6 protein-coding genes and 1 pseudogene are annotated in these 13,727 nt (G+C 42.1%); 5 read left to right on the top strand and 2 right to left on the bottom strand.

Annotated features, from left to right (window positions below; all coding sequences use genetic code 11):
- Both BSCG_RS16575 and BSCG_RS16580 read right to left on the bottom strand, forming a co-directional pair.
- Window positions 1–755 (bottom strand): PAS domain-containing protein (locus BSCG_RS16575; RefSeq protein ID WP_008775724.1); only part of this gene is annotated, 755 nt, incomplete at its 3' end.
- 172 nt (window positions 756–927) lie between these two features.
- Window positions 928–2,457 (bottom strand): annotated as a pseudogene (locus BSCG_RS16580) (redoxin domain-containing protein).
- A 126-nt stretch (window positions 2,458–2,583) separates the two neighbouring features.
- Between BSCG_RS16580 and BSCG_RS16585 the strand changes: the two are divergent.
- The 5 genes from BSCG_RS16585 (at window position 2,584) to mgtA (ending at window position 13,688) form a co-directional block, all read left to right on the top strand.
- Window positions 2,584–5,838, top strand: a complete 3,255-nt coding sequence (locus tag BSCG_RS16585; protein ID WP_008775722.1) for a glycoside hydrolase family 2 TIM barrel-domain containing protein — start codon at window positions 2,584–2,586, stop codon at window positions 5,836–5,838.
- Window positions 5,839–5,870: 32 nt separating this feature from the next.
- On the top strand, window positions 5,871–8,720 hold the full coding sequence (locus BSCG_RS16590; protein WP_008775721.1) for a glycoside hydrolase family 2 TIM barrel-domain containing protein: 2,850 nt from the start codon (window positions 5,871–5,873) through the stop codon (window positions 8,718–8,720).
- A 145-nt stretch (window positions 8,721–8,865) separates the two neighbouring features.
- Entirely contained in the window at window positions 8,866–9,552 is a 687-nt protein-coding gene (locus BSCG_RS16595; protein WP_008775720.1) for a response regulator transcription factor, read from the top strand.
- Window positions 9,549–10,916, top strand: coding sequence for a sensor histidine kinase (locus BSCG_RS16600; RefSeq protein WP_008775719.1), 1,368 nt, complete (start codon window positions 9,549–9,551; stop codon window positions 10,914–10,916). The genes BSCG_RS16595 and BSCG_RS16600 overlap by 4 nt, the downstream gene beginning before the upstream one ends.
- A 120-nt stretch (window positions 10,917–11,036) precedes the next feature.
- A complete protein-coding gene (gene mgtA, locus BSCG_RS16605) occupies window positions 11,037–13,688 on the top strand; it encodes a magnesium-translocating P-type ATPase (RefSeq protein ID WP_008775718.1) in 2,652 nt (883 codons plus the stop codon).
- Window positions 13,689–13,727: the final 39 nt, after the last annotated feature.

Here is a 13,727-nt window from a genome sequence, read left to right as displayed (position 1 = left end):
TATTCCTGAATACTCAAGCAGATTCCCACTAACCGATAGGGATGACCGGATATGTTTGCAATATAAGTTGACTGCCCTTCAAACCATTCCCAAGTACCATCCCCCCGGCGCAAACGGAATGGAACTGTTTTGTCAAAAGTTGTATTACCACTAAGTTGTACAACAAAGGCGTCAGCCATAGTTTGCCGATCGTCCGGATGAATCATATTCACATATTCCTCCATTGTCAAAGTATTATTCTCTCCGGCTGGAATACCTAAATGTTCAAAATAACGATCGTCAAGAGTAAATTCACTACGGCTTATGTCATAATACCAGGGATATATCTTAGTTCTTTGCAAGGCTGTATTTAATATATATTCTTGTGTCAGTTCCACAGTAATATTACGGAAAAAGAACAAGATGTTTTTTTCGCCCTCTTCATTTTCCATTGTAGCAAATTCTCCTCTTATCGGGAATTGTGTATAGTCAACTTGTTCCTGCATAAATGTATGTTCAGGCAGCGAGTATACTTTTTTGCCCTGACGGATTTCTTCCAAAATGGTCGAGAGTATATCTTCTTTCTTATTTAACAGCTTGAATATCTTGTTGGTCGGAAGAGGCATCATCGCATTGATTGACGAATGTACATGAAGTTCCGTAAAAGCTTGCTGATTCAGTTGTATGACTTCTCTATTTATATCCAATATGATAACTCCGTCAGGTAGGATATTCAGCAAATCATCATTGTAGAGTGTTTGTCCGTTCGCTTCCATATTTTGTTATTTTTCGTTCAATGTACAAGATAATAATTAAATTCATAACAAAGAAAGCCATTTTACTGAAGAAAACATTATTTCAACAAACCTTTTGTACCTGTTTATACAGCTATTTTAATTTGCAACACATTGAATGTTAATACGATATTCCTTTTTTAAGATTCGATACTCATTTATTAAGCCTCACTCCGTTTATTTGCCAGTCATTTTTTTCTGTTCCTTCAGTGAAATTGAATGATTGCACAGAAGAAGACAACGGTTCGAATGTGAGTGAAAATTCTGCTTCGCCGCTTTCAGGCAAATAAAAGTGCTCACCGGGTTTAATCCCATCTGCTTTCTTTAAGGTATACGTTTCACCTTTCTCATCTACCAATCTACAATTCGGGCTGACTCGTATCCAGTATTTGGGAATATAATAAGCGTTGAAATGTACGATGGTAGCGGTGTCTGTCAGTACCACTTGCTTGACTTCAAGAATATCGGTATTGGTTGATTCCGACACCGGATAGTTAACGACTTTTGTATTTCCTTGCCATGTAATACTCATTTCATGTTTGACAGCATCCAGATACCTGCGCATTTTTAGTTTCAAACTACCTTTGCCATAACCCGACCACATTTTCATGATTTTGCCTTCGGGAGAGATAAGGACATAGTTGGGAATACCTCGAACTCCATATTTAGCGTATAATCCGGCTGTTTGTTTTAAGTCACTTAAATTCTGCCAGGTCATTTCATGTTTTGCCGAAGCTGCCTTTCACCTGCTTTTCGTATCGGAGCTTAGACTAATGATAGTAAGACGCTCTTTATATTGTTCTTGAATCTCTTTCATCTCTGGTAAAGCCATAATGCAAGGACCGCAACCGCTACTCCAGAAATCAAGCAATATATATTTTCCATTGAAATCAGTCAGATGATGAATCTTTCCATCCAAATCGAAAAGTTCGGTATCTGCCATTTTATCTCCCTCTTTCACAACTGTAGGCGGGAAAAGATTAACTGCAATTTCCTGTCCTGTTATAGAAGTTTTTTGTGCTTCATTCATTCTATTATACAAAGCCAGTGTTTCATCTTTATAAGAGAAATTTGGATTGTACTTCACCGACATGCTCAATTTATATAGCCTGTCCATCCAAATGTTTGATACAGGAAGTTCCTGCATCAGTTTCATTTCACGTTTGCTGATTAAAGCTGAAATACTGTCTTCTTTCGCACGTAGAGCCTTCCGTTCGGCTTCCGGGGCAGAACGCAGACTTCTTGCTTTGATAGACAAACGTTGATACTCATCCCATAAATCGTGTGAATCTTCAATAAACCTATTATATTCTATTTGTTCCTTTACAGGGCTGTCTACTGTCCACGTATGTATCAAGGTATTCGTTCCGGTTACTTTGATTCTTGCATTAGGAGTCGCATAAATCTCCAGCGACATGGAAGGAAAATCATCATTACGGGTACACATTAGAGATAATTTGTCTAAACCATCTTCTCCGGCATTTCGTTTGAAGAAGAAAGTACCGTTTTGTATGGTATCCATGGCTACTGTACTTCCTACATTTCCGTCAAGTAGAAAAAGAGAAACAAGAGTTCCATCCTTTACACCTTCCACTTTACCTTCAATCGTATACTCGTGCTGTGCTTGTGAAACGAGACTGCCAAATAAAAAGAGGCTGCTAAATAGTAGTTTTTTCATCATCATAATATTAGAAGTAATTATACGCCACAAGGTAAAGCTTTTCTTTATAGAGTGTTACTCCTTTTATTGTTCTTTAATATTTCTGTAAAAGAAAGGGGTACAAAATGCCCTTTCGTTCGTCTACTTGATATGAAGAAAAAAGAACGAATGAAAATATATACTTTACTGCTTGGCGCATTGTTTGTAAGTCCTACACAGGCACAAACAATGCATGATTGGGAGAATCATCATGTTCTCCAGATCAACCGTGAACCGGCAAGAGCTGCTTTTACCCCTTTCTCTGTACAGAAAGGAGACGGCTCAATCTCTTTAGACGGAACCTGGAAATTCCGTTGGACTCCCGTTCCCAATGAAAGAGTCGTGAACTTCTATCAGATAAATTTTGATGATAAAGATTGGACGAATTTTCCTGTTCCCGCCAATTGGGAAGTGAACGGATATGGTATACCTATTTATGTTTCAGCAGGTTATCCATTCAAAATAGATCCTCCACGGGTGATGGGAGAACCGAAAACTGACTATACCACGTATAAAGAAAGAAACCCGGTAGGGCAATATCGCCGCACTTTTGTATTGCCGACCGGATGGGAAGTGAATGGACAGACTTTTCTACGGTTTGAGGGCGTAATGAGCGCCTTTTATGTTTGGATCAACGGTGAGCGGGTAGGGTATAGCCAGGGTAGTATGGAACCGAGTGAATTTAATGCCACGAAGTATCTGAAATCCGGAGAAAATCAGATTTCACTGGAAGTCTACCGATATAGTGACGGTTCTTATCTAGAAGATCAGGATTTCTGGCGTTTTGGTGGTATTCATCGTAGTATTCATCTGATACATACGCCGGATATTCATGTCCGTGATTATGCGATACGCACTCTTCCCGCATCTGTGGGTGATTATAAAGACTTTATTTTGCAGATTGATCCGCAATTCAGTGTATATCGAGGGATGACCGGAAAAGGGTATGTTTTACAGGGAGTATTAAAGGATGCTTCCGGCAAAGAAGTTGCCACATTGAAAGGCGATGTGGAAGATATTCTTGATTTGGAGCATAAAGCAAGCCGGATGAATGAATGGTATCCGCAGCGTGGCCCGCGTAAGATGGGACGTTTGTCAGCTATTATAAAATCACCGGAAAGATGGACGGCAGAAACACCCTATCTTTATAAACTACACTTAACTCTCCAAAATGAAGAAGGGAAAGTCGTAGAACAGATAGAACAGGCCGTAGGTTTCCGCTCTGTAGAAATCAAAAAAGGACAACTGTTAGTGAATGGTAATCCGGTTCGTTTTCGTGGAGTGAACCGCCACGAACATGATCCACGGACGGCACGTGTCATGAGCGAAGAACGGATGCTTCAGGATATTCTGTTAATGAAACAGGCGAATATAAATGCCGTACGCACCAGCCATTACCCCAATGTCAGCCGTTGGTACGAGCTATGCGACAGCTTGGGATTGTACGTGATGGACGAAGCGGATATAGAAGAACACGGATTGCGTGGAACACTCGCAAGTACCCCCGACTGGCATGCAGCATTTATGGACCGTGCGGTCCGTATGGCGGAACGTGATAAGAATTATCCATGTATTGTAATGTGGAGCATGGGAAACGAAAGCGGTTACGGACCGAACTTCGCTGCTATTTCGGCATGGCTGCATGATTTCGATCCCACTCGTCCTGTACACTATGAGGGGGCACAGGGAGTGGACGGAAATCCTGACCCGAAGACGGTCGATGTTATCAGCCGCTTTTATACCCGGGTGAAACAGGAATACTTAAATCCCGGCATTGCAGAGGGAGAAGACAAGGAACGCGCTGAAAATGCACGTTGGGAGCGGTTGCTGGAGATTGCGGAGCGTACCAATGACGACCGTCCGGTAATGACGAGTGAATATGCACATTCCATGGGGAATGCATTAGGAAATTTCAAGGAATATTGGGATGAGATATATAGCAATCCCCGTATGCTGGGTGGTTTTATATGGGATTGGGTAGATCAGGGAATCTACAAGACATTACCCGATGGCCGTACCATGGTTGCTTACGGCGGTGACTTTGGCGATAAGCCGAATTTAAAAGCTTTCTGCTTTAATGGATTACTGATGAGTGACCGTGAAACTACGCCTAAATATTGGGAGGTAAAAAAGGTATATGCACCAGTTGAGTTGAAAGTTGAGAATGGAGAGTTGAGAGTAACCAACCGGAATCATCATATTGATTTATCACTTTATCGTTGTCTGTGGACATTATCAGTGGATGGTAAGGAGAAAGAACGGGGAGAAATAACATTGCCGGAAATAGCTCCAGGGGAAAGTGGCACAATCGGTTTGCCGGCTTTCCGATCATTGAAACCTCTTTCCGATTACCAGCTGAAAGTAAGCATTCTTTTGAAATCGGATGCTCTTTGGGCAAAGGCAGGACATGAAGTGGCCTGGGAACAATTCTGCTTGCAGAAAGGAGATTTAGCCTCTGCCGATCTGATAAATAAAGGAGCGCTTCAGGTGAAAGAGGACGATAATTCTTTATTGATTAGCGGACGCAGTTTTTCTGTTCAGTGGGAAAAGAAAGTGAACGGAAGTATGACTTCCCTTATATATAAGGACAAAGAAATGTTGGCTCACCCCGATGATTTTCCGGTTCAGCCTGTCACTCAAGTTTTCCGTGCTCCGACAGATAATGACAAGAGCTTCGGAAACTGGTTGGCTAAAGACTGGAAATTGCATGGAATGGATCATCCGCAGATAAATCTGGAATCTTTCCGCCATGAAGAACGTGCAGACGGGGCGGTCATTGTCCGGATTCAAACAAGTAATTTATATAAAGAAGGAAAAGTGGTGACGACTTCTGTCTATACAGTCTTTTCAGATGGAACGATTGATCTGAAAACAACTTTCTTGCCACAAGGAGTTCTTCCTGAAATTCCCCGTTTAGGAATCGCATTCTGCTTGGCACCTGCTTATGATACATTTACCTGGTATGGCAGAGGGCCACAGGATAACTATCCTGACCGCAAAACATCTGCTATGATGGGGCTTTGGAAAGGAAGCGTTGCAGAACAATACGTTCATTATCCACGTCCGCAGGACAGTGGAAACAAAGAGGAAGTGCATTATCTTACCCTGACCGACAAGCAGAATAAAGGTATTCGTGTTGACGCGGTAGAAAACGCATTTTCTGCATCTGCCCTGCATTACACCGTACAAGACATCTATGAAGAAACTCACGATTGCGATTTAAAACCACGTGCGGAAGTCATTCTTAGTATGGATGCTGCCGTACTTGGATTAGGAAATAGTAGTTGCGGACCGGGTGTATTGAAGAAATATGCCATAGAGAAAAAAGAACATACTTTGCATCTCCGCATCAGTAGTAAACAATGAAATAAATAACTAACACAATTATAAAAGTAACAATGAAAAAAGTAACCACTTTATTATCGACCTTGGCGTTGGCAACTACCCTGGCTGCTCAAAACCTTCCACAAACGGAAAGGCAATATCTCTCCGGTCACGGATGCGACGATATGGTTGAATGGGACTTCTTTTGTACCAACGGACGCAATTCCGGCAAATGGACGAAAATCGGCGTACCTTCCTGCTGGGAATTGCAAGGCTTCGGCACTTATCAGTATGGGATCACTTTCTATGGAAAGCCATTTCCTGAAGGTGTTGCCGATGAAAAAGGTATGTATAAGTACGAATTTGAAGTTCCAGAAAAGTTTCGCGGCAAACAGGTCAATCTTGTATTCGAAGCTTCAATGACAGACACGGAAGTAAAAGTGAACGGACGCAAAGTGGGTTCCAAACATCAGGGAGCCTTCTATCGTTTTTCATACAACGTCACGGATTTCCTGAAATATGGCAAAAAGAATTTACTGGAAGTCACTGTTGCCAAAGAGAGTGAAAATGCCAGTGTGAACCTTGCCGAACGTCGTGCTGATTATTGGAATTTTGGCGGTATCTTCCGTCCGGTGTTCCTGGAGGTGAAACCAGCCGTAAACCTGCGGCACATTGCCATTGACGCAAAGATGGATGGAACTTTCCGTGCCAACTGCTACACAAATATCTCTAATGACGGAATGAGCATCCGTACACAGATTTTAGATAAAAAAGGGAAAAAGATAACGGAAACCACCGTACCCGTAAAAGCAGGAGGCGACTGGACTTCCCTGCAACTGAATGTATCTAATCCCGCATTATGGACAGCGGAAACTCCGAATCTTTATAAAGCGCAATTCTCTCTATTGGATAAGACCGGTAAGGTTTTGCATAGTGAAACAGAAAATTTTGGTTTCCGCACAATTGAAGTACGCGAAAGCGACGGACTTTATATAAACGGAGTACGTATCAATGTACGTGGTGTCAATCGCCATAGTTTCCGTCCTGAAAGTGGCCGTACGTTGAGTAAAAAGAAGAATATCGAAGATGTTCTTTTGATGAAAGGCATGAACATGAATTCTGTCCGTTTGAGCCACTATCCGGCTGACCCGGAATTTTTGGAAGCCTGTGATTCTCTCGGACTTTATGTGATGGATGAGTTGGGAGGCTGGCATGGCAAGTATGATACCCCCACCGGAGTACGTCTGATTGAAGGCATGATAGAACGTGACGTGAATCATCCGTCTATTATTTGGTGGAGTAATGGTAATGAAAAGGGATGGAATACCGAACTGGATGGAGAGTTTCATAAATACGATCCGCAGAAACGTCCGGTTATTCACCCGCAAGGTAATTTCTCCGGTTTTGAAACCATGCATTACCGCTCTTACGGAGAAAGCCAGAACTACATGCGCTTACCGGAAATCTTTATGCCTACGGAATTCTTGCATGGTTTATACGATGGCGGCCATGGTGCCGGATTATACGATTATTGGGAAATGATGCGCAAGCATCCCCGTTGTATCGGTGGCTTCCTTTGGGTATTGGCAGACGAAGGTGTGAAGCGTGTGGATATGGATGGATTCATCGATAACCAGGGAAACTTTGGAGCAGACGGTATTGTAGGACCACATCACGAAAAGGAGGGTAGCTACTACACTATCAAACAGTTATGGAGTCCGGTACAAATCATGAATACTTCTATCGACAAGCAATTTGATGGCAAATTCTCCATAGAAAACCGTTATGATTATCTGAATCTGAATACTTGCCATTTCCTTTGGAAGCAAGTAAAATTCCCGCTGGCAACAGATGCGTCCAATGCTGCTATTCAAGTGTTGAAAGAGGGTGAAGTGCAAGGCAGTGACGTGGTTGCTCACTCGGCAGGCATTTTGGATATAAAAACAAATATCCTCCCCAATGCAGACGCCCTCTTTCTGACAGCAATCGACCCATACGGCCATGAACTTTGGCGCTGGACTTTCCCGGTCAACAAACTGAATCAGCAGACTGAACAGCTTTCTCCCTTGTCCAGTCGTCCTGCTTATACAGAGACAGAAAATGAGCTTACTGTGAAAGCGAATAAGCGTGCGTTCATCTTCTCAAAGAAAGACGGACAACTGAAAGGAGTATCTGTAGATAACCGTAAGATTAACTTCGCCAATGGTCCCCGTTTCATTGGAGCCCGTCGTGCAGACCGCTCATTGGATCAGTTCTATAACCATGATGATGAGAAAGCAAAAGAAAAAGACCGCACATACAGCGAATTCCCTGATGCTGCCGTATTTACGAAACTGGATGTGAAAGAAGACGGAGGTAATCTGGTTGTTACCGCCAATTATAAACTAGGCAATCTGGATAAAGCCCAATGGACAATTAACCCGAGTGGAGAACTGGCTTTGGATTACACCTATAATTTCTCCGGTGTCGTAGACTTGATGGGTATTCGTTTCGACTATCCTGAAGATCAGGTAATCAGCAAACGCTGGCTGGGTGCCGGACCTTACCGTGTATGGCAAAACCGTATTCACGGAACACAATACGATGTATGGGAAAACGACTATAACGATCCTATCCCGGGTGAGACTTTCACATATCCCGAATTCAAAGGATACTTTGGTGATGTTTCCTGGATGAATATCCAAACGAAAGAAGGCACTATCAGCCTGACAAACGAAACTCCCGACGCATATATCGGAGTATATCAGCCTCGTGATGGCCGCGACCGTTTGCTTTATACTCTTCCCGAAAGCGGAATCTCTGTCCTGAACGTGATTCCTCCGGTACGTAATAAAGTAAACTCCACCGATTTGTGTGGTCCCTCTTCACAACCGAAATGGGTAAATGGTCCACAAACCGGACGAGTCATTTTCCGATTTATGTAAATGAATCATATAAAGGTATCCACATTGCGTTGGATACCTTTTTTATTTGGCCTTCTCACCGATTTTTCAAGGAAAAAGGCTATAAGTGGGGAATAATCATTATTTTTGTTTCGTTTTATACATTCAGATTAATGAATTCTTTCCTATGTACACAATACTAATTATAGAAGATGAACCCCGGGTTGCAAGTTTGCTGATGAACGGACTGGAGGAAAATGGCTATCAGACAATGGTGGCTTATGACGGACTGATGGGCTTACGGCTTTTTCAGACGCATACATTCGATCTGGTTATATCCGACATCGTTCTGCCTAAGATGGACGGATTTGAACTAGCGAAAGAAATTCGCAAAACCAATCCCAATATCCCTATATTGATGTTGACGGCATTAGGATCAACGAATGATAAACTGGACGGTTTCGATGCCGGTGCAGACGATTACATGGTGAAACCTTTTGATTTCAGAGAGTTAAATGCCAGAATCAAAGTGCTGTTGAAACGTGTGGCGGGTAATGCTCAGGAATTACCGCAGGAACTTGTCTATGCAGATTTGCGTATTGATCTTCAACGAAAAGATGTAGAACGGAATGGTATATCCATTAAACTTTCTCCTAAAGAATACAACCTGTTGTTATATATGGTAGAAAATGCCGAAAGAGTATTGAGCAGGGTTGAAATAGCAGAGAAAGTATGGAACACCCATTTTGATACAGGAACAAATTTCATAGATGTATATATCAACTATCTTCGCAAAAAGATAGACCGGGATTTTGAACCGAAACTTATTCATACCAAAGCCGGAATGGGTTTCATACTGACTGATAAAATATGAAGATCAGAACAACGTTGACTCTACAATATGCAGGGCTTACAGCTGCGGTATTCTTCGTATTTGTGATGGCTGTCTACTATGTAAGTGAACATTCACGTAGCAATGCTTTCTTTCGTAATCTTCAAAGTGAAGCTATAACCAAAGCACATTTATTCCTTAAGGATCAAGTAGATGCCAAAACCATGCAGTCTATTTACCTGAATAATCAGAAGTTTATTAATGAAGTAGAGGTTGCTGTCTATACAACAGATTTTAAAATATTATATCACGATGCTCTGCAAAACGATATTGTTAAAGAAACGCCGGAGATGATAAAACGTATCCTGAAGCGAAAGAATATCAATTTCTATGTGGACGAATATCAGGCTATAGGACTGGTGTATCCGTTTGAGGGCAAAGACTATGTGGTTACCGCCGCAGCCTACGACGGTTACGGATACGCCAACCGGGATGCGCTAAGAAATATGCTTATTCTCCTATTTATCGGTGGATTGAGCGTATTGGTGGTTGTGGGGTATATCCTTTCTCGAAGCACTTTAAAACCGATACGTAATATAGTGAAAGAAGCGGAGAAAATCACAGCATCGCATATTGATAAAAGATTACCCGTAAAAAATGAACAGGATGAACTGGGAGAATTGAGTACGACATTCAATGCATTGTTGGAACGCCTGGAAAAGTCTTTCAATTCACAAAAGATGTTCGTCAGTAATGTATCTCATGAATTGCGTACCCCCATGGCAGCTCTTACAGCCGAATTGGATTTAGCTTTATTAAAAGAACGGAGCTCCGAACAATATCAGATGGCTATCGGCAATGCACTGCAAGATTCACATCGGATTGTTAATCTGATCGACGGATTATTGAATCTGGCAAAAGCTGACTATCAGTCGGAACAGATAACTATGGAAGAAGTCCGTCTGGACGAACTGTTGCTGGACGCCAGAGAGCTGGTACTAAAAGCTCATCCGGATTATCACATCGAATTAGTATTTGAGCAGGAAGCCGAAGAAGATAATGTGCTGACAATAATCGGAAACAGCTATTTACTGACCACCGCTTTTGTGAATCTGATAGAAAATAACTGCAAGTACTCTTCCAACCGGGCTTCATCAGTCCTGATCGCCTATTGGGAGCAATGGGCAATCATTCGTTTGTCTGATAACGGTGTAGGTATGTCTGATACGGATAAAGAAAACCTGTTTAAACTGTTTTATCGTGGAGAGAACAAACATATTGCTCCTGGAAATGGTATAGGCATGGCCTTGACACAGAAGATTATCCACCTTCACAAAGGCGAACTGACCGTATCTTCCCATAAGGATGAGGGCACTACTTTTGTGGTGAAACTTCCGCATATTTAAGAAATTCTAATAGCTTTCTAATACCACTCTAATCATTCTCTAACAGCTTCCCGGTGAAGTCTTCCTTACTTTTGCATCGAATTAACAAATGCAGTTAGTAACTTAAAAAAATTAGAGAGTATGGTATGGAAGAAAAAACTGCGTTCATCACAGTACATATTCAATTCAGAGAAAGTATTTTTGGTTGCCACACAACCCGGTAAGTCAATCTATTCATACTTACAGACAACAAAGCTTGGATTAACGTTGGGAGAAGTGCAGGAGCGACAATCCGTTTATGGAAGAAACGAAGTGGTACATGAACAGAAAAAAAATCCGTTTATCCTATTTATCAAAACGTTTATCAATCCTTTCATTGGCGTTCTGACCGGGCTCGCCATTATATCCTTATTTTTGGATGTATTGATGGCCGATCCCGGCGAGCAGGAATGGACGGGAGTCATCATCATCTCATCCATGGTGCTGTTCAGTGCTATCCTGCGTTTTTGGCAGGAATGGCGAGCAAGTGAGGCTACGGATTCTTTAATGAAAATGGTAAAAAACACATGTCTTGCCAAACGTGCGGGAGAGCATGAAGAAGAGATCGAAATTACGGAACTCGTTCCGGGAGATATCGTGTATTTGGCAGCCGGGGATATGGTTCCTGCTGATATTCGGATCATCGATTCGAAAGATTTGTTTATTAGTCAGGCTTCATTGACAGGAGAGTCTGAACCGATAGAAAAGTTTCCGGAGGTACGGGGACAACAGTTCCGAAAAGGAAGTGTCATTGAATTGGACAATATTTGCTATATGGGTTCCAATGTGATTAGTGGCGCAGCAAAAGGGATTGTTTTTGAGACAGGGAACAAAACCTATTTGGGTACAATCGCAAAGAGCCTGATCGGACATCGTGCCACTACAGCTTTTGACAAAGGCATTAGTAAGGTTAGCTTCTTATTGATTCGTTTCATGCTGGTTATGGTTCCATTTGTGTTTTTCGTAAATGGCTTTACGAAAGGGGATTGGTTTGAAGCTTTCATTTTCGCCATATCCGTTGCGGTTGGTCTTACTCCGGAAATGTTACCGATGATTGTGACTGCCAACCTTTCTAAAGGAGCGATAGCCATGTCTAAAAAGAAAACAATCGTAAAGAATCTCAATGCCATTCAGAATTTTGGAGCGATGGACATACTCTGCACTGACAAAACCGGTACATTGACCTGTGATAAAATCGTATTGGAGAAATATATCAATGCAGATGGCAGTGACGACAACAGTAAACGTATTCTTCGTCATGCTTACTTTAACAGTTATTTCCAAACCGGTTTAAGGAACCTGATGGATAAAGCGATTCTTTCTCATGTAAGAGATTTGAGCCTGGAACATTTAAAGGATGACTACACCAAAGTGGATGAAATACCTTTCGACTTTACACGCAGAAGAATGTCTGTTGTAATAGAAGACAGGCAGGGGAAACGGCAAATCATCACCAAAGGAGCGGTAGAAGAGGTTCTCGACGTCTGTTCCTATGCCGAGTTCAGCGGGCAGATTCATCCTTTGACTGATGCCTTGAAAATCAAGGCAAAGATGATTAGTGAAGAAATGAATCAGCAGGGAATGAGAGTATTGGCAGTTTCCCAGAAAAGTTTTATCGAGAAAGATTGTAATTTTGCCATTGAAGATGAAAAAGAAATGGTACTGATTGGGTATCTTGCTTTTCTTGATCCTCCGAAACCTTCTGCTGCCGAAGCCATCGAACAGTTATATGCGCATGGAGTAGCAGTGAAAATTCTATCGGGAGATAATGATGTCGTAGTGAAAGCGATTGCCCGACAGGTAGGAATTGATACCAGTCATTTTCTTACCGGGATAGAAATAGAGAATATGGACGAAACAGCATTGAAAGAAGCGGTAAAGGATACCACTTTATTCTCAAAACTGACTCCATTACAAAAGACGCAAATCATCTCTCTGTTGCAGGAGCAAGGCAATACGGTAGGGTTCTTGGGAGATGGAATCAATGATGCAGGTGCATTACGTCAGTCGGACATTGGTATATCAGTCGATTCTGCTGTGGATATAGCCAAAGAAAGCGCAGATATTATCTTGTTGGAAAAAGATTTGATGGTATTGGAAGACGGAGTGCTCGAAGGAAGAAAGACATTCGGCAATATCAATAAGTACATAAAGATGACTGCCAGTTCCAATTTTGGGAATATGTTCAGTGTGATGTTTGCCAGTGCATTCCTGCCGTTTCTGCCCATGATGCCGATACATCTATTGATCCAGAACCTGTTGTATGACATATCGCAGACCACCATTCCTTTTGACCGTATGGACCCGGAGTTCCTGAAGAAACCCCGTAAATGGGATGCGTCCGATCTAAGTCGTTTTATGATTTATGTAGGTCCCATCAGTTCTATCTTTGATATTATCACGTATCTGGTCATGTGGTACGTATTTAGCTGCAACAGCCCCGAACACCAGACACTGTTTCAAACCGGATGGTTTGTGGAAGGTTTGTTATCACAGACATTGATTGTCCACATGATACGTACCCGCAAGATACCGTTCATACAAAGCCGTGCCACATGGCCTGTGATGGGACTGACCTTCTTAATCATGGCAATAGGTATTCTTATTCCTTTCACCGCTTTCGGGCGTTCCATCGGATTGACAGCTCTTCCTTTGAGCTATTTCCCCTGGCTGGTTGGGATTTTGCTCTCTTATTGCATTTTGACGCAGATCGTGAAGAATTGGTATATTAAGAAGTTTGTGCGCTGGTTATAATCCACAGTATCATATTTTATTCAGAAATCATTAAGCGAT

Source organism: Bacteroides sp. 2_2_4 (assembly GCF_000157055.1).
Classification (GTDB): Bacteria; Bacteroidota; Bacteroidia; order Bacteroidales; family Bacteroidaceae; genus Bacteroides; species Bacteroides ovatus.
The sequence above is the reverse complement of the archived record's forward strand: the minus strand, read 5'-3'. Positions and strand labels throughout refer to the sequence as shown.

Excerpts from the sequence above, each read along its gene's own strand:
- BSCG_RS16595 (WP_008775720.1), top strand. The coding sequence starts at position 8,866 with ATGTACACAATACTAATTATAGAAGATGAACCCCGGGTTGCAAGTTTG.
- BSCG_RS16590 (WP_008775721.1), top strand. The coding sequence starts at position 5,871 with ATGAAAAAAGTAACCACTTTATTATCGACCTTGGCGTTGGCAACTACC.
- BSCG_RS16585 (WP_008775722.1), top strand. The coding sequence starts at position 2,584 with ATGAAGAAAAAAGAACGAATGAAAATATATACTTTACTGCTTGGCGCA.
- BSCG_RS16600 (WP_008775719.1), top strand. The coding sequence starts at position 9,549 with ATGAAGATCAGAACAACGTTGACTCTACAATATGCAGGGCTTACAGCT.
- mgtA (WP_008775718.1), top strand. The coding sequence starts at position 11,037 with ATGGTATGGAAGAAAAAACTGCGTTCATCACAGTACATATTCAATTCA.